The 24224-nt window shown below is 47.8% G+C and carries 18 protein-coding genes; 6 read left to right on the top strand and 12 right to left on the bottom strand.

Annotated elements, in window-relative coordinates; translation table 11 throughout:
• Nucleotides 1-50: 50 nt before the first annotated feature.
• The 8 genes from O3C58_04995 to O3C58_04960 all read right to left on the bottom strand — a co-directional run bounded on the left by O3C58_04995 (nt 51) and on the right by O3C58_04960 (nt 10819).
• Complete coding sequence (locus O3C58_04995; protein MDA0691220.1) at nt 51-2234, bottom strand: Na-translocating system protein MpsB; 2184 nt, start codon at nt 2232-2234, stop codon at nt 51-53.
• A gap of 514 nt (nt 2235-2748) precedes the next feature.
• Nucleotides 2749-2931, bottom strand: coding sequence for a hypothetical protein (locus O3C58_04990; GenBank protein MDA0691219.1), 183 nt, complete (start codon nt 2929-2931; stop codon nt 2749-2751).
• A gap of 28 nt (nt 2932-2959) precedes the next feature.
• On the bottom strand, nt 2960-6352 hold the full coding sequence (locus O3C58_04985) for a UvrD-helicase domain-containing protein (GenBank protein MDA0691218.1): 3393 nt from the start codon (nt 6350-6352) through the stop codon (nt 2960-2962).
• Complete coding sequence (locus O3C58_04980; protein MDA0691217.1) at nt 6349-9057, bottom strand: PD-(D/E)XK nuclease family protein; 2709 nt, start codon at nt 9055-9057, stop codon at nt 6349-6351. Before O3C58_04980 ends, O3C58_04985 begins: the two co-directional genes overlap by 4 nt.
• A gap of 57 nt (nt 9058-9114) precedes the next feature.
• Nucleotides 9115-9552 (bottom strand): molybdenum cofactor biosynthesis protein MoaE, encoded by a 438-nt coding sequence (locus O3C58_04975; protein MDA0691216.1) that lies wholly within the window; start codon nt 9550-9552, stop codon nt 9115-9117.
• A 10-nt stretch (nt 9553-9562) separates the two neighbouring features.
• A complete protein-coding gene (gene moaD / locus O3C58_04970) occupies nt 9563-9817 on the bottom strand; it encodes a molybdopterin converting factor subunit 1 (GenBank protein ID MDA0691215.1) in 255 nt (84 codons plus the stop codon).
• Nucleotides 9818-9830: 13 nt separating this feature from the next.
• A complete protein-coding gene (gene moaC / locus O3C58_04965; protein ID MDA0691214.1) occupies nt 9831-10328 on the bottom strand; it encodes a cyclic pyranopterin monophosphate synthase MoaC in 498 nt (165 codons plus the stop codon).
• Between the two features lie 134 nt (nt 10329-10462).
• Nucleotides 10463-10819 (bottom strand): VOC family protein, encoded by a 357-nt coding sequence (locus O3C58_04960; GenBank protein ID MDA0691213.1) that lies wholly within the window; start codon nt 10817-10819, stop codon nt 10463-10465.
• Between the two features lie 140 nt (nt 10820-10959).
• Between O3C58_04960 and O3C58_04955 the strand changes: the two genes are divergently transcribed.
• From O3C58_04955 to O3C58_04940, 4 genes are all read left to right on the top strand, one after another.
• On the top strand, nt 10960-11859 hold the full coding sequence (locus tag O3C58_04955) for an EamA family transporter (GenBank protein ID MDA0691212.1): 900 nt from the start codon (nt 10960-10962) through the stop codon (nt 11857-11859).
• Between the two features lie 182 nt (nt 11860-12041).
• Nucleotides 12042-14876: an insulinase family protein gene (locus O3C58_04950; protein MDA0691211.1), complete on the top strand. Its 2835-nt coding sequence runs from the start codon at nt 12042-12044 to the stop codon at nt 14874-14876.
• Entirely contained in the window at nt 14873-16420 is a 1548-nt protein-coding gene (locus O3C58_04945) for an AarF/ABC1/UbiB kinase family protein (protein ID MDA0691210.1), read from the top strand. Before O3C58_04950 ends, O3C58_04945 begins: the two co-directional genes overlap by 4 nt.
• Nucleotides 16421-16535: 115 nt before the next feature.
• Nucleotides 16536-17180 (top strand): CDP-alcohol phosphatidyltransferase family protein, encoded by a 645-nt coding sequence (locus O3C58_04940; protein MDA0691209.1) that lies wholly within the window; start codon nt 16536-16538, stop codon nt 17178-17180.
• A gap of 139 nt (nt 17181-17319) precedes the next feature.
• Here O3C58_04940 and arsB read toward each other — a convergent pair whose 3' ends face one another.
• The 4 genes from arsB to O3C58_04920 form a co-directional block, all read right to left on the bottom strand.
• Nucleotides 17320-18363: an ACR3 family arsenite efflux transporter gene (gene arsB, locus O3C58_04935; GenBank protein ID MDA0691208.1), complete on the bottom strand. Its 1044-nt coding sequence runs from the start codon at nt 18361-18363 to the stop codon at nt 17320-17322.
• 32 nt (nt 18364-18395) lie between these two features.
• Nucleotides 18396-18887, bottom strand: a complete 492-nt coding sequence (locus tag O3C58_04930) for an arsenate reductase ArsC (GenBank protein ID MDA0691207.1) — start codon at nt 18885-18887, stop codon at nt 18396-18398.
• A gap of 159 nt (nt 18888-19046) precedes the next feature.
• Nucleotides 19047-19385, bottom strand: a complete 339-nt coding sequence (locus tag O3C58_04925) for a metalloregulator ArsR/SmtB family transcription factor (protein MDA0691206.1) — start codon at nt 19383-19385, stop codon at nt 19047-19049.
• 313 nt (nt 19386-19698) lie between these two features.
• Nucleotides 19699-21093 (bottom strand): class II fructose-bisphosphate aldolase, encoded by a 1395-nt coding sequence (locus O3C58_04920; protein MDA0691205.1) that lies wholly within the window; start codon nt 21091-21093, stop codon nt 19699-19701.
• Nucleotides 21094-21645: 552 nt separating this feature from the next.
• Between O3C58_04920 and O3C58_04915 the strand changes: the two genes are divergently transcribed.
• Together O3C58_04915 and O3C58_04910 are read left to right on the top strand one after the other, a co-directional pair.
• Complete coding sequence (locus O3C58_04915; GenBank protein ID MDA0691204.1) at nt 21646-23640, top strand: universal stress protein; 1995 nt, start codon at nt 21646-21648, stop codon at nt 23638-23640.
• A 343-nt stretch (nt 23641-23983) separates the two neighbouring features.
• Nucleotides 23984-24121: a hypothetical protein gene (locus O3C58_04910; GenBank protein MDA0691203.1), complete on the top strand. Its 138-nt coding sequence runs from the start codon at nt 23984-23986 to the stop codon at nt 24119-24121.
• Nucleotides 24122-24224 lie beyond the last annotated feature (103 nt).

The raw sequence follows: 24224 nt of genomic DNA, 5'->3' as shown, positions 1-24224 counted from the left end.
GCTCATCATGAATGAGTCTTTTATTCCGGGTTATTAGGGCGCGAAACCCTTCAGGGTTTTAGTGTTCCAGCCAGCGGGAGGGGTGCTCCCCCGCAAGCCCCGCAATCCAACGCCCCATAATAGGGATTGTTGTCTGTCTCACTTCCATGGCCACAGAGGCACACCAACCGCGCAAAATTTCTGGTGAGCCCCATGGCACGCAAACCATTTTCGATAAAAGTCGCCCGTTCCGAAAGAGAAAATCCCCGAGAAAGCCCGTCAGGAATCCCATCCGCATTCACTTCTCCGATCCTGGGATTTTGAGGATCAGATGGCGTGGAAATTGAGATCTGGGTTGGAACTCTATGCGTCAACCAACTCTGGATCGTAGAGGTCAGTTTACGAAATATTTTTTGAAATAAGGTCTTGCCCACCAAACCCAGGCTAAAAAAGAAACCAAACACATCAATTACCATCATCGACCCAATAGGATGATGCTTCAGATCGTGGAAAAGATGCTGTCCCAGTTGGCTCCAACGAGTACCCGAAGAATATTTTTCTAAGGCCGTCCATTCGCCCAACCGAGGAGTTTCCCTCACCGCATGGTTGGGAGTCAATAACACCGGACATAAATCGGCACGTTGATTGCTATCAAAAGCTTGATGGTTAATGGAAATGCCAAAAAATCCTGCAAATCCAAACGTTTCATAGGGACCTTGGGCTTCAATATGGCGACGAAATGATTCAGAACGTACATCAATACAAAAAACCAGTTGTGCATGGGGACGGATTTTCAATTCCGGTACCGTTCCACGATGCGCTGAAATATTTCTAAGTATCTTCTCTCGAAAGGAATCTTCGTACGCCTCAATCCATACCCTTCCATGCTGATCGGCAGGAAATTGATCTATCCATTGCAACAACATCTGGGCATCGGTAAGCGAGAGATTGTGAACTTCCCCTGGAGTTAACTCAAGAAACTGTGCCAAATGGAATAATCGCCAGGCATGCCGACATTTCATTTGTTTGGTTGGATCCCCAGATTGTCCTCCATGCCCCATTCGTTGGTGGTATTCTTCGGGTCGATCATTCCAATATGCAGTCAGGGTAGAAACCGTCCCATCAATTCCCCATTCTTGTTGGCACTTGATGTTGGTCAACTCCACTTCATAGAATAAACGCACGGCCAGATATTGTGTGGTGTCAATGGGGTGTTTTTGTTGCGCATGGTATGCTGGGTGTTCCCCAAGCCACCGTATGTATCGCGTCCAGCCTGGCAATAATGATAGTTGCCTTGAGAGATAATCTTTCCATTGTTCCTGGGGAATTTCGAGTTGGTGCAAGCTGGACCAAATCACGTCCTCTGGAGCGGCAGAAAGGCTATGAACCTTTTGGGCGAAATCTTTAACTCCGAGAAGCTGCCCCGAAAAATCTTTCTGCGCCAGGTTCCGCCATACTTGATAGAAACCTTCTTTTCGGCCAGGCATTTCCCAGCCAGCTAATCCTTCATCAAGGAACGCCGCGACCCATTTGATGAGTTGATTATTGATTTGCTCGACCACGCCACCCTCGGTCAAATCATCAATCCAATCGCTGATGGTCCGTTGAGGCGGCAAGGAAATGGGTGCAGACATTTGCGAATGCGAAACCTCAAAGTTTTGAGATGACGCATGAAAATCAGATAGCTCGAATGTGGCTAACACACTCTTCCATAAATTCGTCAGGCAGGCCTCTTCTGGATGCTCAAGGCACAGCTCATTTTCTTTGATGGTTTGTTCAATAATTCGTTTTCGGGATTCCTCGGAAAGATCTTGCCGAAACTGTTTTGTAGCTCCACCACCGCTTAACTCCCATTCCAGGAGGGATAGTGGCAATTCCTCGAAGCCAAAAAGCACGTGTAATTGCCAAACACCTTTGGGGGAAACCTTTCGACCTCCAACATCAATAGAAACTTGTTCATCCGGGCGAGGTCCAACCCTGGTAAAAGCACGCTCAAAACTTTCTTGGGTAATACGGCCATTTCGGTAAAATTGACGATACTCCCCATTCGCGAGATACCCATTTCCACCCAGGAGGTCCTTGCCTTTTCGAACAGCTTGATCAAACGGCAGATATTCCAATCCATGAATGGGATTTTGCGAGACCATGGTCCGCATGGGCCAAAACGGTGCAATTGGCTCACTGGCGTTCAATACAATTTGCCGGACCTGATCACGATCTTCAGGGGAAAGGGACTTCAATGAAATAGTACTCATATAGAGCGACTTATACCTGTCTTTAACATAAGGGCATCTCTAAAAATTGACAACGACGCCGAATCGCCAATTCAAAGACGCGTCTTTTGTTTTAGTAGGACAGGCTTTCCTGCCTGTCCGCACGGGCTGGAAAGCCCGTGCCACTGATTTAAGTAAATTTTGCACACGAGTCTATTTTCTGTGAAAACTAATTTTTAGAGATGCCCATAAAAAAGACCAACCACTTCACGGTTGGCTTATGCTGCGGTTGATCTCAAAAACTGAATGAGTCAAACACCCACAGCCTATGAAAAAAATGAAAATCAAGCCTGGAATGACTATCCCTTTCAGTTTGCAAAAAAGAAAGCAGAAGTTTAATCTTTACCTGGGGAAAACAATAATTTATACCATATAGCTTTTACTTTTCCAATCATCTTTCGGTCTCCCCTAATAAATTTGTTTTTTTGAAAGAATGATTTGCAACCCATTGATTTTAATTATACTTTTTATAAAAAAATAATTCGAATTAACGGAATCATTCAAAAACGATTTCCGGGGGAATCCGTGAGCCGGCAGAGCTCAAGATACCGGCAAAAGGTTGTTGTCCGCCTGCCAAATCACCGCGCCGCTCTTGGGTTTGGTGGGGATATTCGAGATTACCCTCCAGGTAGCGTTTGTTTCCTGCCATCAGTTTATTTAGTGAATCCTGTCCGGTCATGGTATTGAATCCATTTGAGTTAGTGGTTCTATACTATCGGAACCAGCCTTTTATGTAGTGGGTAATACAGCGCTTTTTTAATGGGCCGTGATTCATCCTTAAACTTTATCAGTTCTTCATACTGATCCAGCTGCGGTTTATAGCGTTTGATTTCTTCTTCTAAATAATGCTCCAGTCCCGCGCCCTGGTGTTCCCCGGTTTTGTAATCTATGATCCAGCGCACGCCATGTTCATCAATGAAGGTACGGTCGAGAATTTTATTGATATAATTATTTTTGCTAGTTCCTGTCAACGGGTATTCGGAATGACTGTCTTCGTGTTGTCTCAGTATCCATTGCCCCGTTTCATCTTCAAGCGTATTTTTAAGAGCCCTCATGCCTGTTCGGACTGTTTCCTTCATTTGAGCCGGAGACAGCCCCTCTTCAAGGAGGGCGGTTTCAAGCATGTGCTCTTGAGTGTTTGTGGTGGATGACGACCAACGACCCGTGTCGCCATCGGCTATGTCTTTGAAACACCGATGCAGAACATTTCCAAGACAGCGAGCCTGATTTCCGGCCCAGACATATTCTGGGTGCAGATCTTCATTATCTTCAGTTTCCGGTGCTGTTTCAATTTCAATATTCGGAAGAATTTGTGGTGTTTTATAAATACTTGGTAATCGATTCAGGGAGTGTGAAGGCTCTTTTTTTTCTTTGGAGACCTCTGGCACTGAGGCCTCATCGTCCGACCCTGAAAGACCCCGTGTCCATTCATCTTCTAGGTAGGGCCAAAGTTTGGATAGCAACGTATTTTTGGCAGGGCAGGGAGGGGCTCCATTTTTTTGCGCCACATGTCCAAACAGGTGCAGTTGTTTTTTTGTCCGCGTGACGGCAACGTAAAGGATACGCAGGGATTCGAACGCGTCTTTTTTACGGTCCATGCGGGCCAGGAAATCATAGATCTGAGAATTGGCGCCCCCGCTTTCTTCAATGGGGGCCAGGAGTAATTTGTCTCCATGAGAGATCCAGTAAACGAGTCTCTTTTCCTCGGCCTTAGATGTGTTTCCCAAACCGGGAAGGATTACATAATCGAATTCGAGACCTTTGGCTTTGTGCATTGTCATGATCTGCACCGGATTCGAGGAAGACACCGTAGGGCTGGCGTACAAATGTTCAAGGACTCGTTGAAATTGATGCAATTTGAAAAAATCACCTGTTTCAGTGACTTTTACCACCTCATCGAAAAATACGTTAATGTCCTCCCTCGTGGTTTTATCTACACAGGCGGGGCCTCCCAGTTGAATCCAGCATCCTTCCAATAAATCGCGAAAATTTGCATAAGGAAAAGACTTTAGTGTTGGCGTCATCACCTCGATGAATCGCGTCAGGCGGGTTTGTCCGTCCTGGCTTAAAGAGGATGTTCGCTCTTTGTCGTTGAGAAGTTGCCAAAGGGTGGATTTTTCGTCTGAATCGCAAAGTCGATGCAGGTCCTTGAGAGCAAGACCACACCAGGGCGCACGCAGAATGGACAGCCAGGAGATGCGGTCCCACGGGGAAAGTAGAGCACGCATTAAAGCCAAAAGATCCTGAATCGCCGGACGGGTAGTGAGAGGGTCTATCTCCTCAGCCTTGATGTCGATTCCAGTTTCCTTGAAGCGCCGAATGATCGCAGACAAATGGCTCCGCGCCCGGACAAGAATGGCAATGGTCTTTTCAGGGTCCCTGTTCTTAATCTCTTTAATCAAGTCGGCAATTTGATCGGCTTCCATCGTTTGCCGAGCCTCTTTATCTCCCATATCCTGAATAGGGTGAATGACGGTGCCGGGAAGCTCGTCCTCGTCGAGGGCGGCGGTGGATTCGGAATAGGAAACCGCTCCCAGATCCTGATCGTCAAAATTAGGAAACACGATTGAAAAGCAGGCGTTCACCCAGTCCACGACTTTTTTCTGCGATCTAAAATTGCATTTTAATTTGAGGGGGACGAGAATGATCTGGCCGATTAGTTTGTTCTGTTGGGTGCGCAGAAAGAGTCCGACCTCCGCGTCCCGGAACCTGTAAATGGATTGCATGGGATCGCCGACAATAAAAAGGGATCGGCCATCACCACGTTCCCAACCTGCGGTGAGCAATTTAATAAGTTCGTGTTGCTTGAAAGAGGTGTCCTGATATTCATCGACCAGGATGTGCTGAAATTTTGTGTCCAGATAAAGCAGTAAGTCCGTGGGGTTGTCCTCTTCTCCCAGAGCGTTCAACGCCGACAAGGAAATTTCCGTAAAATCCGTCTTTTGCTGTTCTGCAAATACTTTGCGTAAAATGTCTGCGATTTCCGGAAGCAGATTCAAAGTCGCATCCAATACGTTCCATTCCTCGTCGGTGAATTGAGGCGGAGGCAGGCATTGGATCTCTTTAAGTATTTCCGGCAGTTCTGGGATTTGAGAAAATAATTCGAGAAGTTCCAAAAAGTCATTCTTATTTTCCTGTGCCTCCGACCCTTTTTTCCCCGGTGGGAAACCCATTCCTATATTGATTGTTTTGCGGAACTCACCCTGTTGGGTTAAAAGAAGGTTCGCGAGAGCCTTCCAAGGAAGAATATTATCTATGGAAGGGGTGGGCAGAGCACTTAAACCCTGAAGGCAGGCATTTTGATGATTCGGAGATTTATCCGCCAGGTTGCGACCACTGTAATCAGCGAGATGTACAAGTTTCTCAACCGTCTGGGTGGAAATCGACTGCCACGCGTCATTGAGCACAGTTCCAATCAATCCCGCCAATGTGTGCTCCAGGGATGTCCTGGTAATCTCCATAGAAAATTCAGTGGCCTGGGATTTTTTGAAAAAAGGAATCATCCATTGATCCCGTTTCCTCAATAATTGTATGATCCGTTTTAGAAACGCCGACTTCAAATTATCAAGGTGGCTGTGGATGGTTCTTACCGACTTGCCGATGGCTGTCGTTGACTCGATCAGATTTAAAACCCTGTGCGCGGTTTCCTGGTAAAGCTCCTGGGCGTTTTCTTCAATGGACAGGCTCCCGCCTGTTTGTGAAAGAATGGGCATTTGCTTTGTCAGTGCTGAACAAAAGGAATCAATGGTCTGAATTTTTAATCGAGACGGATTTTCAAGCAGACGCCAGCCGTGGCGGTCGTTTTGCGCTAGAACCGTTCGTGCGAGGTGCCAGGTTTTTTTTCCGTGCGGAGTTTCTGGAGGAGAGTCGTTGCATGCCCGTTCCAAAGCGTCGAGGATTCTCAGTTTCATTTCGCCTGCGGCTTTGCGCGTAAACGTCATCGCCAGAATTTGTTCGGGCTGTTGCACGGTCCCCAGCAGTCCGAGATACCTTTGAATCAGGAGTTCTGTTTTTCCTGAACCCGCAGGGGCCTGAACAATGAACGACTGACTCAGATCAAGAGCCTGCTCACGGGCTTCCGCATCCGCGATGGGATTCATTCTTCGTCCTCCATATCATAGGAGCCCTGAGTTTTTTCACTGATCCGACAAAGAGTTTGCAGATCGCAATGCTTGCAGGTTGCCTGACCTTTCAATGGGCTCACTTCCGTCTGTCCCTCTATGAACTCATCGGCTAAAGCTTTTAAATTAAATCGCCAACTTTCCAACTGGTCATCCCAGGTGGAACACTGAGAAAAATTTTCAAAATTAACCCGTATCAATCCCTGATCTGAAAATGAGGTGTCTAAAGCCCCCTGCAACTTGTGGCTTCCCTTTTTCACTTGCGCAAAAGCGATAGCATCTGGTGAGGTTTGGAAAGCGTATAAGGGAAGCTGAGGCTCTTGAATCCTTTCTCCAAACCAACCCGCCGGCGCGACAGTGCCGGTTTTATAATCAATCAATAACACCTTGCCGTCTGCTGTTTTATCCGTGCGATCAATTCGCAAGCGGAATTTCAATCCAGAAATTTCGAGATGATCTTCTTTCTCCAGGTCAACCACCTCGAATGGAGACCGCTTCATTTCTACACTCAACCATTCCATAATCAGGTTGTGGACCCGTTCCAATTCCAATTGGTAAAACAAGCCCTGGCGTGAAACTTCGCTGGCATTCCTTTTCAGGGCTTGTTGAATTGAATCCTTGACAGACACTTCTAGGAGATTCTCCTGGTGCAATTTAAATAGAGCCTCTTGAGTGCGGGTTTGTTTCCAGAAGATTTCCAAAGCTTTGTGAACCAGAGTACCGCGTTCCTGATGGTCGAAATCCAATTCGGGGAATTCTTCCTGTTGAGCATTAAGCCGGTGGCGGGCAAAGGCGCGAAAGGGGCACTCCGCCTGATCTTTTATGAAACTGTATCCGCCTCCCGGTCCGGTTTCTTTATAGAGGTTTCTTTCGGATTCGGTGATGGACAGAATAGTGGGTTCTTCAAAAATCTGTAGGTTGGGTTCCAGTGGAAATTGATCTTTTAAACAATGAGAAACCAGTTCGCTGGAATCCTCCGTCGATTCGAGGGCCAGTGGAGGGAACGTTGTGAGTAAAGGGCTTATTTTCAACTCAACATTTTTTTCCTGGCCGGGATAACTGAAAACAATATTATTGGAAGATGCGACCAAGCGGCGCACAGAGTTTTCTGCAAACTCCAGTTCCCGCTGGGCAGTGGAATGTGGTAAGTCATGCCTTTTTCTAATTTCTATGGGAAGGAAAGGATTGGGTGAGGGCAGGGCGGGAAGGGCCTCTGCACTGCATCCCATGACCCATAGATGGTCAAAACGCATCCCCGATGATTCCAGCAGGCCCACCACTTGAATGGGATGATCGCTTGTTTTCGTTTGGAACTCCTTGGTCTTGAGCATTAACAGTAAAGTGTCAATGGCTTTGTGTCTTGAGACGGCTTCCAATATCGAGTCCAGAGTGGCGAATTCATCCAGACAGCTTTTCCAGGCTTCATAAACCTGAAACTCTCTGCTGGTTAAGGTTCTACCGGCTAGCGGCCAGCCGAAAGTTTTTAAAAATTCAGAAAAAAATTGTCCCCATTGGCTGGGCAATCGACTTTCATTTTCTTTGAGATGGTTTTTCCATCCTACAAGTAGATGGGCAAGAGGACTGGAATCACTTTTTTCAAACCATTCCATCACCTCAGAAAAATAAACTGTCAGGGATTTTCTTCGACATAGTTTGCGTTCCAGAGCATGAACCTCAGTGGACCGGGTTTGCCCCACATTTAAATAAGGGCTATTCAATATCGAGGTGAACGCTTGTAATGGCACGTCAGGAACATGAATGGAAAGAATTTGAGCGGCAATATTTATCATCGGTTGCTCCCAAAGCGTTGGACCCAGGGAGATATTGAATGGAAGTTCCTTGTCCATCCAGGGACAAACCGAAGCAGGGGCCAGCTCGGCGCTCAACTCTCTTTTGAGAAGAGATCGGTAGGATTGCAGGTCGATGACCACGACGCCGACTTTCTGTCCGGGTTGATAATTGGCGCGAACCCATCTGGCGCAGTGGACGGCCTCTTCTTTTTTATCCGCGTATTTGCGGACTGCAATACTTTTACCTGATGCCAGAGATTTTAAAGGTAGAGGGTTTGGGTCCTGAATTTCTGGGCTGAACCGGATTGTAACCTGCTGGTCTCTCAAAAAATCGAGCCATGCCTGAAACTGGGGAGTGATTTCTTCGAACCCGGCAAATAAAATTTCCGCTGGAATTTTAATTTCTCCTTTAAGCATGGCCTCGCAAACTTCGTCCATCGCCGATGCAGGGTCGAGAGCGCCCAATTGTTTTAGTCGGCTTTCATAAAGGGCTTTCCATTTATTGAATGCCTTGGATTCCTCGGTCGGGAAATAACCAGCCTTGTCAATTGGTAGTCGATGCTCCCGGATCAGGGTGTTGGCCTCGGTCGCCATTTTGGCGGTCTCCTTCAGGTGCAGGAGGTCTTGAATATTTTGTTTGGGGTCCTGTTGAACGATTTTTCCCCAGAGTCGTTCCGATTGCAGTTCCGTGAGGATGTATTTCTCCGGCCAGGACTGCATCCATACCTGTTTCAACCAGATGGTCAGGGGCAGGATCTCTGGAGTGGGCCATACGTGGTAGCCCAGGGCCTTTTGCTTTTCATTGTGTTCTAGAAGGAGCCAGCGGGCGAGACGGGAGTTGACAGTGAGTGTCAGAACGTCCTCGTCCTTGGGGAGTTTTTGGAATGGGCTCATCGACTAAAAAAAATGTTGAGGGTGAGGACGGGTGGATTCCCTGTGAAGCAGGAAAGATCAGGGAGTGTCCTGCACCCAGACCTCGCCGGTGGAGGTGGTCTCTCTTTTCCAGATGGGCGTGGTGCGTTTGAGTTCGGCAATTGCCCACTCGCAGGCTTCAAAAGCTTCCTTGCGATGTTCCCCGGCGGCGACGATCAAGACAATATTTTCGCCGATATCTATTTCACCGATGCGGTGAATGATGCTCATATCGATGATTTTATAATCTTCGATGGCTTTCACACGGATTTCTTCCAGTTTTTTTTCTGCCATTTTTGGGTAATGTTCAAAATTCAATTTGGTGATGTTTTCACCTTTGGACAGTTCGCGCCCTGTGCCAAGAAAAACGACGATGCCGCCGATGTTCTGGGAACTTTTTTTAATGGCTTCAATTTCGTCTGTGACGGAAAAATCTTCACGCTGAATTCTTACTTTTGATTCCATGACTGTGCTCATAATGGCTTCCTTATAGTGACCCGCCGGAAAATGGGGGGAGAAAGGCGACCTCATCTCCATCGTGAATGATTGTGTCCAGGGCGGCTACATCCTGATTGACGGAAACGAGAATTTTTTTCCCCCGAATCATTTCGCTGATTTGCGGCGCTGTTTTTGACAGGGTTTCTGATAACGCCTGAACCGTAGTTTCACTTCCAACATCCAATTGCTCTTCCTCTTTCCCGGCGATGGTTTTTAAACTTGCAAAATATTTCAAAGTAATCATTTTAAACTTTCGATTAAGCCCTGTTATAGTCTCCCGATTTTCCACCGGATTTATGGAGAAGACTGATATCAGTGAATACCATTCCTTTGTCCACGGCTTTGCACATATCGTAGATGGTGAGAGCGGCGAGAGAAACTGCCGTCAAAGCCTCCATTTCCACTCCGGTTTTTCCGGTAAGTTTTACGGTCGCTTGAATCGAAATGGAACACATCCCCGTATGGGGGTTCGGGTTTGGGTGGTCCTTAAAACTGATGTCAATATGCGTTAAGGCCAGCGGATGACACATGGGAATCAAGTCCGAAGTTTTTTTGGCTCCCATGATTCCGGCCACCTGGGCCACTGCCAGAACATCGCCTTTTTTGATCTGGCCTTCCTGAATCAGAGCCAGGGTCTCCGGTTGCATGTGGACCGTTCCCGTGGCTATGGCGATTCGCTCGGAAACGTTTTTCTCGCCAACGTCCACCATGTGAGCGCGGCCTTCTTCATTGAAATGTGTCAGCGGATTGTTCATCGGTTAATAGTACAATAGTTCAATTTGGAGTCAAGCCAAACACAGTCCTGGTTCTTGAAGCAACGGCATGATGCATGTGTTTCATTTTAGCAAAATATTACCATCTATGCATGAACTTGCGGTAATTATATAGTTTATTGTTTTTCCGGCGGTGGCTCGTAAAGCCCGAGAATATTGCCGTCGGGGTCTTGAAAGTGGGCTAGTTTACCATAAGGATAAACCTTCAATGCCTCGATAAAGGTCACCCCTTTGCCGGAAAGAGACTCGATAACCTGTTCAATGGGTTGGGCCATGAAGGAGATACCGGGTGAAGTTATGCTCGGGTGAAGGGCATCCACTTTACATAAAGCCAGTCGCTGACCGCCGATTTCAAATTCCGACCAGTCCCCTCTTGTAAAAAGTAGTTTAAAACCCAGCAGGTTCTTGTAAAATTCGACAGCTCGATCCATATCCGTTGTTGGAACCCAGAGGTAGGCAATTTTATTGATCATAGTTCGTTGTCTTTATTTTGGAATTGATGATCCATTTGCTATTTTAGGATTTCAACGAAGTTTTCCGCTCAACTCATAAATTCAACGCAAGTTAACATGGAATCCAGCTTCTGGCTGGCCGCCTTCAGGAGATCCACCTTTTGTCCCTAGTCAATATCGGCCTGATTCTTCTTTCCAGCCTCTCGCATGCTCTGTGGAATGTGCTCACGCAGACCAGCAGCAACTCACGGTATTTCTCCGGTTTGAAAGGGCTGTGGATCCTCGCGATGGGTTTGGTGTTCCTATCCGTTTTTGATTTTAAATGGAATCATCCCGATTTGCTGTTCTGGGCCGGACTGTCCGGTGTTCTGCATGGAGTATATATCCTCTGCCTGTCGCGTGCCTACAGCAATCAGGACATTTCCTATGTGTATCCCATCGCCCGTTCGGCTCCGGCACTTGTCCCTTTTTTTGCTTTTTATTTTCTGGGCGAGAAACTGAACGCATTTACCTTTCTTGCGATCGGGCTTATTTTGCTGGCCATTTATATTTTACATTTCAAGGGACATCTGATCCGGGGATTCAAAAACCTGTGGGATGCTGTCCTCCACAAGGATCTGCGCTGGGCATTTTACACCCTCGCCTTGGTAGTTGCTTACAGTCTGGTGGACAAGCGCGGGATGGATGTTTTTTTTGCGCATTTCCCCGATCAGGCCTTTACCAATGGCATTCTGTTCTTTTTTCTGGAATCTCTGGTCGGGTTCACTTTATATCTCGTTTACCTTTTCTGGGTGGAACCTGCTCAAAACATTTTTGCTGTCTGGAAGATGGAGTGGAAAAAAGCGCTCCTTGCCGGGGTCGCCACTTTAGGTTCCTACGGCCTCATATGTGTGGTTCTGCAATTTGAAGGCGTCAGCGCAGTGGTTTCTCTTCGGCAGACCAGCGTGCTCATGGTGGTGTACTGGGGGTGCTGGAAACTGGGTGAGCCATTCGGGAAACAGCGCTTTCTGGCGGCGGGGCTGATGGCTCTGGGCATCGGGCTTCTCGGCTGGAGTCCTTAAAACCCTTGTAATTTCGACTTTTAGTTCTATAAGGTTTTTATTTTTTATGAAAAAAATTTAATAATGGGAAGAGAGTTTAATGGTTATACTAAATTAACGACTTATGTCTCGTTTTCTTTATTTCCTATAAAAATATTCTCCCTTCTTCTCTATCCTGAGAGTTGGGTCTTTGGAGGTGTCTTGTGTTGAGGATCAACCATTCTAGAATCGTTCAGTGCTTTCTTGTATTATTGTTGCTCTTTACCTGGACCACGGTGGAAGCGGCCAAGCGGGAAACGAAAACCCTGACCTTGAAAAACGGGTTGGACGTTTTGCTGGTGTATGACCCTGAGGTGCATCGAAGTGCGGCTTCTCTTTCTGTAGGCGTGGGTAGTTTATATGATCCACCGGAAAAAATGGGGCTTGCCCACTATCTGGAACACATGCTGTTTCTGGGAACCGAAAAATTTCCCGAAGCAGGAAGTTATAAAAAATATTTAGGCGAGAACTCAGGAAGCAGTAATGCCTATACGGGTGGAGATATCACTAATTACTTTTTTGAGGTGTCGCACGGCGCTTTTGAAGGCGCGCTTGACCGGTTCAGCGATTTTTTTAAAGCCCCCCTTTTCGATAAAAAATATGCCGAGAGAGAAGTCAACGCGGTTAACAGCGAACACGATAAAAATAAACGTAGCGACTCGTGGCGAGCCAACTATGTGACCACCCAGATTGCTGAAAAAGGTCATCCGATCAGATCCTTTGGAACAGGCAACAAGGACACGCTCGCAGGGGACAATCAACCTGCACTCCTGGATTTTTATAATAAGTATTATTCCGCATCCATTATGAAAGTGGCGATGCTTTCCAGCTTGCCTCTGGCAACCCAGGAGTCACTTGTCCAAAAATATTTCGAGGGAATTCCCAGTCATCCGGTGAAACTTCCGTACATCGACCCCAATTTTCGCAAACCTCTCAAAGACAAATACCGGCTGTTAAAAATAAAGATGATCAAGGATGTCCGGTCAATGGAAATTGAATTCCCCACCATTCATCTGAACGATCACCTGGACAGCAAACCGGCTTCGATCGTCGCTTCGGTGATCGGGCATGAGGGTAAGGGATCTTTATTATCTAAATTAAAAGAGGAGGGTCTTGTTTTGGGCTTGAGCGCCGGCGGCGGGTCGGGTCATCCCAACATCAATTCCATGAGCATTAATGTTTCCCTGACTAAAAAAGGGGTGGAGGAATACGAGCGCATTCTGGAAATGATATTTTCCTATATCCAAAAAATTAAGAGCCACGGAATCGAAGAATACACTTTTAAGGAAAGCCAGACCATGGCGCAGATTAATTTTGACTGGAAAGACCCGGATGAAGGCATGGGCTATGTTGCCGGTCAAACTGCCCTGATGCAAACCTATAAACTTGAAGATTTAGAAACCCTGCCTTTCCTGTTCAAGAAATATGACCCTGCTGTTTATCAGGAAATTTTAAATACCATGACCCCTGGGAACGCTTTGGTTGTACTCAAGACCAATGCTGTCGAAACCGACAAGACGGATCAATTTTACGGAGCGGAATATTCCATCAGTGAAATCGGTGGTGAAAAAATTGAAAAATTGCGGTCGCCCATGCAGGTGGCTGAACTGATCTATCCGGAGGTGAATGATTTCATTCCCTACAACTTGAAGCTATCTGAGGAAGACCCTCATTTGGTAAGGGATGATGATCTGGCCAAAATCTGGTTCCAGTTCGATAGCAAATTCAAACAGCCGAAAGTATATATGAGTCTCCGTATCGAAACTCCTCGTGTTTACGACACGGTTGCGCATTCTCAACTTGCCGGATTGTATTCCGCCGCCGTGAGCGAAGGGTTGAACGAAATCGTCTATCCTATCCAAATGGCGGGCTTATCTTATAGCCTTGGAACAGAAAAGAAAGGCGTCAATCTGACCATCGGCGGATATTCTGAAAGGGTGGGAGAACTCCTGCGTCTCGTGACCCGGAACCTGAAAAGCATTAAGATCGATCAACAAAAATTTGATAACATCAAAGAGGCAATGGTTCGGGGACTGCAAAACAACCAATACGGCCAGGCGTATTCCAGGGGAGGCTATTACCATGGGTTGATGTTGCTGGACAGGCAATATACCGAAGAAGAGGCCCTTGCGGCGCTAAAGCCCTTGACGCTGGATGACGTTAGGACTTACGCGAAGACGCTTTATGAAAAAGTTTACATCACCGGCATGGCTTATGGGAATTGGACAGACGAAAAAGTGAAGGAAAGTGTTCAGGTTGTGTTGGATGAAATCCAAAGCCAGCCTTTGCCGAAAGAAGAGAGGTTTGAGCAGGTGGTGGAGGTTCTGGACCCTTCGGAAAATATTGTTTTTTCCCGGAAAGTTGAGGACAACAATAATTCCCTGGCTTATGGACTGCAAATTGGCGAAAAATCACTGGACCGTTCGGCAACCGCCCAACTGCTCGCTTCCATCATTGAAAGCGATTTCTATACGCAGATGCGGACCCAGCAACAGCTCGGCTACATCGTTTGGAGTTTCAATCAAACCATTGAGAACCGCATGTTCATGAGATTCGTCATTCAATCGGCGAATCACAGTCCGTTTGAACTCAAGCGAAAGGTCGATGCCTGGTTGCAGGGCACTGGAGAGCTTCTCGATAATCTGACCGATGAGGAGTTTGAGCGGCACCGCGCCAGCCAGATCGTTTCTCTGGAAAAAGAGGGAGAAAGTATCGGTGAGGTGATGGGTGATCTCTTTTATCTGGCGACAGAAGAAAAAGGTGATTTTGACTACAAAAAGAAACTCATTCACGCGGTTAAAAATCTTAAAAAAGAAGATGTCATCGCTGCCGGCAAAAAATGGCTAACGGATCAGGCCACTTCCCGGTTGGTGATTCTTATGCGGTCCAACAACAATGAAGAACCTTTACCCGAAGGAGTGTTATCCGAAGTGAAACAATTCAAAGACAGAAGAGGGATTGAAGCTCAGCGGATGGTCCCAGCAAAAACCGGTTCATGAAATTTATTGCTCTTTTAAAACGTGGGGTGAATCTGATCAAGGTCGGTCATGCGGTTCGCTCCTTGAAAAACGCCACCGATGAGGACAAGCGTCGCTGGGCGAAAAACTATTTGGTAGAGGTTCTCGGGCAATCCCGGGGGCTTCCTGCAAAAGTCGGGCAGTTCATGACCCTGGGCAAGGAGGATCAGGAATTCAAGGACACTCTGGACTCGGCCCTCGTGCCCATGCCTTTTGACCAGGTCGTTTCTCTTCTAGAAGAGAAATATCAGTCTCCCTTGAAATCGGTTTTCAGTCATCTGGATGAGGAGTGTCGACCCGCTTCTCTGGGGCAGGTTCATTTTGGAAAACTCATAGATGGTAGTAAAGTTGCGGTGAAGGTTCAGTACCCTGAGATTGCCCAAAATGTCGAGGCGGAAATGGATCTCATGGGCTGGATGCCGAAAGTGGGACCGGTCGTCAAATGGGGATTTTCAATGGACGGCTACCGCGACGCCTTCTGGACCAATTTTAAAAAAGAGCTTGATTACCGTCAGGAGCTGGATCACCAGAAAAAATACGCCGAACTGGCCGCGCCTTTAAAAAATGTCATCATCCCCAGGGTTTTTCCCGACCTTTGTCACCCAACCATTCTCGTGCAAGGTCTGGAAGAAGGCATCAACCTGGAAAAGGCCGAAATGCTGAAGCCGAGTCAACGGCAGTCGATGGGCCGCGCTTTGCTGGAACATTATGTCCATATGTTGTTCCGGCACGGGTTTGTCCACGCCGATCCGCATCCGGGGAACTTCGCCTTCCGGCAAACGGGGAAGGAAAGTTTTTCCCTGATCGTTTATGATTACGGCTGTATTCTGCACCTTCCCGATGAAGTTCGCCTGGGATTGTTGCGCATCATTCTGGCTCTCCAGAGACACGAGCCTCTCGACCCGGTGGCCTGCCTGAGCATGATCGGATTCGATCCGGAAAAACTTCAGGATCTGCGCTCGACGCTTCCCGCCCTGCTTCATGTCCTGTTTGAACCGTTTCTCATTGAAGCGCCCTACGATATTAAAGATTGGCAAATGAGCGAACGGTTTGACCAGATCGTAGGGGAGCTGAAATGGTGGTTTCGGGCGGCGGCTCCTCCCGGTTTGATCTTTCTGATGCGCACCCTGCACGGGATGTCCGTCTTTTTAGAGCGCCTGGATGTTAAAATTTCCTGGCGGTTTATTCTGGGTCGTTTGTGTTCCGATCTGTATCCCGAGGCCGAGGCCATAAAAATTCCCGAAGTGACTTCCGCAGACGGGAAAATCCTGCGCCTGGATGGGATTGCTAAATATCTCAAGGTGAACGTGGTCAAACCCAATGGCAATAAAGTCAAACTCACCATGCCCGCGCGAGTGGCGGACAATCTTGAAGACGTGATCGACCCTCCAGTCAAAGAATCCATCGACCGGCAGAACATCGATCTTGTCGCCATCCAAAAGCGTGTCCGCGAAACTGGCTTCATCCCGCAGAAGCTTTTCGACCTGAAAGACCCCGAACGCGAAGTCCTCGTTTGGCTCGAGTAGTGAGGTTCCCTTAACATTTAAGGTCTGGTAGTATTGGCCTGGTCTTTTGGCCAGGTTTATTTTTTATATGGAGTCGCATATCAATTCAGGCAATTCATATCAATTTGAAGTTCCGGTGGCTCCATTGCCTCTGGTACGGCATTTCTCTTACCCGGTCACGCGAATGCTGGTGCGCACGCCGTTGACGCCCAATCAAATCACGACGATTTCTCTGGTGTTCGGGTTGGCGGGGGGGATCGCCTGCCTGCCGGGGGATTACCTTTCTATCCTGATTGGTTCGATCTTGTTTTTAATTTGTTATGTTCTCGATAACTGTGACGGTGAAATCGCCCGTTTGAAAGATATGCGAAGTCGTTTCGGCATGCGCTTCGACACGTTCGTCGATTGGCTGGTGCACGCGGTTTTCTTTGCTTGTCTGGGGTGGGGGGCGACGGCGACCACGGGACAGGAGTGGTGGTTGTGGCTGGGCGTTGCCACCTCGGCGGGAGGTTGTATCAATTACGGCATCGAACTCTACAAGAATATATCCGAACCGCATTCTACGGAGTTGGCTCCAGACGAATCGGCACAGAAAGACGATGACACCAACATGGATCGGTTCGTATTGAACGCGCGCACCGTCCGCAGTGATTTTTGTTTCATTGCTCTGGTGCTGGCTATTTTGGGAGTGTTGCCGTATCTGCTTGCACCTGCCGCCATCGGTTCCCAGGTCTATTGGGGATTGCAGTTTGCCAAAGCCGCCCGGCGCTGGCACGTTTAGCCCCACTACGTGGGAAGGATAAGTTTAAGGCTCCTTTCGATGTGCTTGTGATATCCTTTCCTTTGTCTTCATTCCCCGCAGGGGTACACGAGCCCCCAAGGGCCCATAAACCCATCGCACGTTTATATTGGGTCCAGCGTTACGCTGGCGCTTCAGTCACTTTATAGCTTTCATACCAACCGCGCGTTTTGTTGACCAGCCGGACCACGGACAACATCACCGGAACTTCCACGAGCACGCCGACCACGGTTGCCAATGCGGCGCCGGACTCAAAACCGAACAGGCTGATGGCCGTCGCCACCGCCAGTTCAAAAAAATTGCTGGCGGCAATGAGAGCCGAGGGTCCCGCCACGGAATGGGCGACCCCGAACCGGCGGTTCAACAGATAAGCCAGCCCGGAATTGAAATAAACTTGAATCACTATCGGAATCGCAAGGAGCACGATGATCATCGGCTGGTCGATGATCTGGCTTCCCTGAAAACCGAAAAGTAAAACCAGAATCGCAAGGAGGGATAGTAGCGAAATGGGGTGCAGGGTTTTGAGAGTTTTTTCCAGGGCCGCCTCGCCTGCACCATTTGTTATTTGGTTTCTCCAAAAATGCGCGGCGATGACCGGCACAACGATATAGAGCGCCACAGACAGGAACAGCGTTTCCCATGGGACGGTGATTGAGGACAGGCCCAGTAACAGAGCAACGATGGGGGCGAAGGCAAAAATCATGATCACGTCGTTTAAGGCGACCTGGCTCAAGGTGAAATTGGCATCGCCTTTAGTCAGATTGCTCCACACAAACACCATTGCCGTGCAGGGAGCGGCGGCCAGGATGATGAGTCCGGCGATATAGGAGTCGATTTGCTCGGCGGGTAAATAATCGGCGAACAGGTTGGCGATGAACAACCAGCCCAGAAAGGCCATGGAAAAAGGCTTGACCGCCCAGTTGATAAATACCGTGACGGCGATGCCTTTCCAATGCGAACGCACCTGGTGCAAAGCGCGGAAGTTTACCTTCAACAGCATGGGGATGATCATGACCCAGATCAATATGGCGACCGGAATATTGACGTTGAATATTTTGGCGTTGCCGATAGCCTGAAACGGTTGCGGCAGGAAATGGCCCAGCGTGATGCCTGCCACAATGCAGAGAAAGACCCACAGCGTCAAATAACGCTCAAATCCTCCCATAGAGGCACTTTTTTGCTTTCCACAAGCCGCGCTCATTTTGCAATTTCCTTAAGACTTGTTTGCAATTCACCGGGGCTGAGTTTATCTGGGGGCAGGGCGATAAGTCGCTCGACGTGCCGCTCCAGTTCCCGATAGACCTTCTCGAACAGGCTCATTTTTTCGTGAAACGGTCCTTTAAACGCCGCAGGGTCTTCCATGCCCCAATGGGCGGTAGCGGGGTTTCCCGGCCAGACCGGGCAAACCTCGCCTGCCGCGTTGTCGCAAACGGTGATGACTGCGTCTATCGCCGGTGCTGAGTCCAGTGTGAACTCGTCCCAGCTTTTACTTCTCAGATGGTCCATCGGATGGCCATACGCTGAAAGTAATTCGACAGCCACGGGATTGACCTTGCCCACAGGGTGACTTCCGGCACTGTAGGCGCGAAACCGTTTGCCGCCGTATTTATTGATGAGGGCTTCCGCCATGATACTGCGCGCAGAATTACCGGTGCAGAGGATGAGAATGTTCAAGGGGGTGGTTTTCATTCTGTGGCCTTACTCCAGATGAGCGTTTGGAAAATATGTAAAATTATCAAGATCCCTCCTCACCTCAATCCCTCTCCTCCAATAGAGGAGAGGAGGACACCCCTTCTCCCCTTTGGGGAGAAGGTTGGGATGAGGGGCTTCCGTTTTTTTATAGAAATCTCATTTCCCTTTGCCTTCAGGAGCGCACATGGCAGAAACTTCGCAGTCCTCCGCCTGACCCTGACAGCAGTTTTCAGTGAGGTAGGCCATCAGGTCGTTCATGGATGAGTAATTGGCGGAATAGAATAGAGTCCGCCCCTCGCGGCGGCAGAGAATCAACCCGGCCTGCTTTAATTGATTGAGATGAAAGGACAGGGTAGAAAGCGGCATATCCAGCCGTTCGCCGATTTTCCCGGCAGGGACCCCGTTCTTCCCGGCCTGCACCAGGAAGCGGAATATTTCCAGACGACTCTCCTGAGCGAGAGCGGATAGGGCTGATACTGCGATATATATTTCCATACTTCTAGAAATATCAAATTATAGGGGATTTGTAAAGGGTTTTTTGGGCTGATACATTGTGGTTTATTAATAGGCAGCGGTGAGAAAAGGGTTTGCTTTTATTAGGTGATTTTTTCAAATCCCCCAAACTCCCTTCTCGTCAGAGACCTTTGCATAACCCGTCATTGCGAACGAAGTGAAGCAATCCAGAATCCTGGATCGCCACGCCGCTTTGCGGCTCGCGATGACGTATAGAATAGTCTCAGGGCAAACTCCATGAAGATTCTCGACTTACGCAAAGTTCTCCTTCACGGAAGGGAGAGCCTGAATGTTGCTAGCAGGCGGCGATTTCGGCTTCCAGATCAGGTGCAACAGGTACCGGCTTTACAGTTTTTTTCACCATCTCTACGGTGTTTTGGACGTTCAACTTTTCAAACAGGAAATCGAACTCGGCTTCCAGTTCTTTGCCGATTTCGGTTTTGACTGCTTTTGGTAAATCCCAGAACTTGCGCTTGAACTCGCCGAATCCTTTTTTACGGGTTTTATAGATGAATTGTTCGTCTGTCATGCCGTCTTGCATTTCGTCGGCAAATTTAATCCGCAGGTGTTTGTAGATTTCCTCCTTGAAATCAGCGGGGAAATGATTGCTGTCGTAGATCATATTCTGGAAACTCGTCGCCAGATGGATCTCACAGGTTTCAAGCTCGGGAAATCGGTTGAACATGTCTTTGGGCAGGGTGGACGCGCCATGCTGAACCGCTCCGGCGAGGCCGTAGTCTTCTCTTGAGATTTTCGATAATTTTTCCAGGGTATCGAAATCCAGGTTCACATCCGCCACTGTTCCATCGGGCAGGGGAACGCCGCCGTGACTGGTGCCGGTCTGAATGGAAATCTTGCTGATACCCTTGTCGCCGCCTTTTTCAATCAGCTTTGCATTGAAATTATCCAGATAGGCGCGCAGTTCTTCCGCGGTGCTGTTTTGCTTGCCGACTTCACCAATTTCGCCGCCGACGGAGATGGTGATTCCTTCCGGTTCCAGTTGACGGATATAGCGGGTCAATTTCACTCCCACTTCAAAATTCAGCCGTTGTTCTTCCTTTACATTAGGCTGGCTGAGATCCACGAGGGTGGAGGTGTCGATATCGATATTGTAAAACCCTGCACCGATGCCTTGGCGGATGAGGTCCTTTAACTCATTGATTTCTTTATCCGGGTCCAAAGCGTAATTTTTTGGGTTGACCTGGAAATGGTCCCCCTGGATGAAGACGGGGCCCTTGTGGTTTTCTTTAATGGCCGCCGCCAGGATCACCGGCACCACTTCGTGAGGGAGTTGGAAGGTGTATCCGATTTCCGATTTGGCGATCTCGAATATCAACGCTCCGCAATTGACCTTATGCGCCGACCTGAAAATGGCGCGACACATGTCGTAAGACATCCCGCGAACGTTCAATGCGGGCATTGTGTACCCTTTATTTTCCCCACGGCCTCTGGCGTCATACAGCTCCTGAATGGAGGCGGGGACGATGCCCATCTGCAATGCCGCCGATTTGATAAGGTATCTTGCGACTCCCTTGGTTTCTTTATCTTCATTAAAGATAGCGTTTTCCACCAGCATTTCGATGATGTCTCCTCGGAGCTTGTCGGCATTTTCCAGTTTGACCCTGCCGTTGCTCTGCTCCAAAACGCCTTTTAATTGACTGGTTATTTCATCTTTACTGGCAAATAACATCAAACCCTCCTCAAGGAGTTATACGATATCCGGTTTTTTTTTGAATGATTTCCGGAGAACAAGTTTCTATTGTTTTAAAGTGTACGGTTTTTGTGTAGCTGGGGTATTTAATTTTTCATGAAGTTGGAGAAGCCGGGGTATTTTAGCTAAAATTTATGGGGGAGGCAAAACATCTTTGCTCGGGGTGAGCCGATATTGCCGTTCGATACAAACTTTCAATGAGTTTGAATATTTCGGCGGAATGTAAAAGTTTTTAAAAAATTGGGACTTATTGCTAAATATTAGTCTCTTAATCAAAACAAGTTCCCTTTTCAAGTTTTCAGGATGATTTGGAATGCCAGTAAAGGTTTGGAAATACAGTGCTAACCAACAGTCTTTTATCATTGACAGAGTGGTATAATTTGTTAGAATCCGTCAACAAGTAGCGACCGAATTTCCAAGTTTATATTCTTTGCTGTTAGAAGAATTAATCGTATATACAACGACTCTATTCTGTCATTTGACGAGCAAACGCCTTATTTTTATGGAAGTTGTGAGGGAGAGATAAACCAAATGTTTAAAAATATTTATTTGCCCGTAGACAATTCTGATTATTCAAACGAATGTATTGAACTGGCTCTGGGATTTGCAAAACAAGGCGAAACCACCATCACCGCCAGCCACGTGTACGCGGCGAAAATGCATGATGTCCGTTTCCGGCAAATGGAAAGTGGTTTGCCAGAAGAATACCAGGATGAACAGGAGCTCGAAAAACAGCGAAACATTCACGACCAGTTGATCACAAAAGGTATGGAAGTCATCACCGATTCTTATCTGGAAGTCCCCAAGAGAAGGTGTGCGGAAGAGAAATTAAAATTCGTGGGGAAATCGCTTGAGGGCCGGAACTGGATCGAACTGGTTCGGGATATCAAGGAGTCGGATTACGATCTGGTGATCATAGGTGCCTTGGGATTGGGAGCCATCCGGGACAGCCAGATGGGTACAGTTACCGAACGGGTCATCCGCCGCATTCAAACGGATACGCTTGTCGTCAAAAATCTTCCTGCATTGCATGGGGAAAAAGCGACCAGCGGAAAAATCGTGGTTGCCGTCGATGGTAGCGGTCATGCCTATGGCGGATTGAAAACAGCTATCGATTTGGCCAAACAGTTGAATCGCCCCCTGGAAGTTATTTCCACCTTTGATCCTTATTTCCACTACGCGATGTTCAACAGTCTCACCGGTGTTCTCACTAAGGAAGCTGGAAAAGTCTTCAAGTTTGAGCAACAGGAAAAACTGCATGAGGACATCATCGATAAAGGGCTGGCCAAGATCTATCAGGCTCATTTGGAAATCTCTAAAAAACTCGTGGAAGAAGAGGGGCTCGAATGCACCATCCGTCTGTTGGATGGAAAGGTTTTTGAAAAAGTTTTGCAATATGCCCGTGAGGAAAACCCGTACCTCTTGATCCTGGGTCGCATCGGAGTGCACAGTTCCCCTGACATGGACATTGGCGGAAACACAGAAAATCTTTTGCGTCTCGTTCCGTGTAACGTTTTTCTGTCCAGCAAGGTGTTCAAGCCACCGATCGAAATGGAGGCTGAGGAAAGCATCGAATGGACAGCGGAAGCCAAGGAACGCTTGCTAAAGATTCCCGGTTTTGTTCGTCCCATGGCCACCAGTGCCATCCTGCGGTATGCCCTGGAAAGAGGACACAGCATGATCACGTCCAGTGTCATCACAGAAGCGGTGCAAAATATCCTGCCCGCCGGAGCCATGCAGGCCATGCGGCAAATTGGGGAAAACATGCAGAAGGAAGGCATGGACCCCGGCAGCCCTGAAGTTCTTGGTAAATTGAAAGAACAAATGATGGAAGCTCATGCTGGGAAAAGCGCTGAGGAAGTCACTCTCAAGTGCACCAGTTGTGGATCTATTTTGAGGGGAGATGTTGTCAAGTGCGGAGTTTGCAGCGCGACATCAGAGAGATTTTTACCGATCGACAAGGAAGAGTTCAAGCCCGATGAAGCCGAAGAGAAGGAAGTCACCACTTTCACCACTTTCGATGACGTGGAAGTCAGCTGGACGCAGGAAGCTTTGGCTTATCTGGAAGGGTTTCCTGAAGGTCATGTGCGGCGCAGAGCTCAGGCCAGGATCGAGAAGAATGCACGCATCCAGAAAATTTCCGCTGTCTCTGTCGCGTTTGCCAGTAAAATCGTCAATGAAAAAGCCATCAAGGAAAATGTTAATGGCAATGGCAAGACCAATGGCAAGACCAATGGCACTCCAAAAACGATTCAGGAAGTCATGGAGTTTGGCGGTACTTTTCTTCCGGAAGATTTTAACTGGTCCAAGGAAGCTTTGGAGCGGTTGGAACGGGTTCCTAAAGGCTTCATGCGTGACAATACTGAAACACGGGTCATGGGCTATGCAGGAGCCAATAATATTAAAGATATTTCCCTGGAAGTTTGTGAAAAGGGAATCGCTGTATCGGTCAAGTTGATGGAAGACGCCATTGCCGGTGGCGCTGGGTTGGAAGATTTTCTACCCAAAAAAAAGGTAGAGGCCTAGAAAAGCAGGTTTATATTGTTTAAGAAATTTAAAAGCCCCTTGGCTGTTGATAAAAATCAACGCCAGGGGCTTTTTTATTGGTAACAGGCAAACGACCTCGTTATTAGGATAAAATTAGATTTCCCGCAGAAAAGCCTTAAAATAGGTTGTCACTTACTGTTTTTCAAAGGCTGATTAATGAAGTTCATAATCACTCTATTGGGTTTTCCCATCCTGATTTGGGCCTACATTCAATATCCCCAGTTGAACCAGTTTGACTGGAAATGGTTGGTTTTAGCTTTTTTTATATATTGTGTTTTGTTGCTTCGGTTTTTAACGGATATTGTGAAGTCGCCACGGCAATATGGTTTTAGTAAAAGCCGCTCTGGAAGTGGGGGAATGGACAGCGGTGGAAGTGATTTTTATGACAATGATGCAGGCGGCGGGGACTGTGGTGGCGGTGATTGATCGGAGTATTGATTTGTCCCTCCGCACCATTTGATTAATTATTAAAGTTATCTCAGATTATTTCCCCCTCTATGTTTTTCGAAAAATAACTGGATTTTCCCATTCGCTACGGAAAGAATCCTTCCAACGGTAACTCA

The sequence above is a fragment of the Nitrospinota bacterium genome, assembly GCA_027619975.1.
Classification (GTDB): Bacteria; Nitrospinota; Nitrospinia; order Nitrospinales; family VA-1; genus JADFGI01.
Note: the sequence above shows the minus strand (reverse complement) of the source record. Positions and strands in the feature narration are given on the sequence as shown.

Excerpts from the sequence above, each read along its gene's own strand:
- moaC (MDA0691214.1), bottom strand. The coding sequence starts at position 10,328 with ATGAACAATCCGCTGACACATTTCAATGAAGAAGGCCGCGCTCACATG.
- O3C58_04985 (MDA0691218.1), bottom strand. The coding sequence starts at position 6,352 with ATGAATCCCATCGCGGATGCGGAAGCCCGTGAGCAGGCTCTTGATCTG.
- O3C58_04925 (MDA0691206.1), bottom strand. The coding sequence starts at position 19,385 with ATGGAAATATATATCGCAGTATCAGCCCTATCCGCTCTCGCTCAGGAG.
- O3C58_04960 (MDA0691213.1), bottom strand. The coding sequence starts at position 10,819 with ATGATCAATAAAATTGCCTACCTCTGGGTTCCAACAACGGATATGGAT.
- O3C58_04930 (MDA0691207.1), bottom strand. The coding sequence starts at position 18,887 with ATGAAAACCACCCCCTTGAACATTCTCATCCTCTGCACCGGTAATTCT.
- O3C58_04980 (MDA0691217.1), bottom strand. The coding sequence starts at position 9,057 with ATGAGCCCATTCCAAAAACTCCCCAAGGACGAGGACGTTCTGACACTC.
- O3C58_04975 (MDA0691216.1), bottom strand. The coding sequence starts at position 9,552 with ATGAGCACAGTCATGGAATCAAAAGTAAGAATTCAGCGTGAAGATTTT.
- O3C58_04915 (MDA0691204.1), top strand. The coding sequence starts at position 21,646 with ATGTTTAAAAATATTTATTTGCCCGTAGACAATTCTGATTATTCAAAC.
- O3C58_04945 (MDA0691210.1), top strand. The coding sequence starts at position 14,873 with ATGAAATTTATTGCTCTTTTAAAACGTGGGGTGAATCTGATCAAGGTC.
- arsB (MDA0691208.1), bottom strand. The coding sequence starts at position 18,363 with ATGGGAGGATTTGAGCGTTATTTGACGCTGTGGGTCTTTCTCTGCATT.
- O3C58_04920 (MDA0691205.1), bottom strand. The coding sequence starts at position 21,093 with ATGTTATTTGCCAGTAAAGATGAAATAACCAGTCAATTAAAAGGCGTT.
- O3C58_04995 (MDA0691220.1), bottom strand. The coding sequence starts at position 2,234 with ATGAGTACTATTTCATTGAAGTCCCTTTCCCCTGAAGATCGTGATCAG.
- moaD (MDA0691215.1), bottom strand. The coding sequence starts at position 9,817 with ATGATTACTTTGAAATATTTTGCAAGTTTAAAAACCATCGCCGGGAAA.
- O3C58_04910 (MDA0691203.1), top strand. The coding sequence starts at position 23,984 with ATGGTTTTAGTAAAAGCCGCTCTGGAAGTGGGGGAATGGACAGCGGTG.
- O3C58_04990 (MDA0691219.1), bottom strand. The coding sequence starts at position 2,931 with ATGACCGGACAGGATTCACTAAATAAACTGATGGCAGGAAACAAACGC.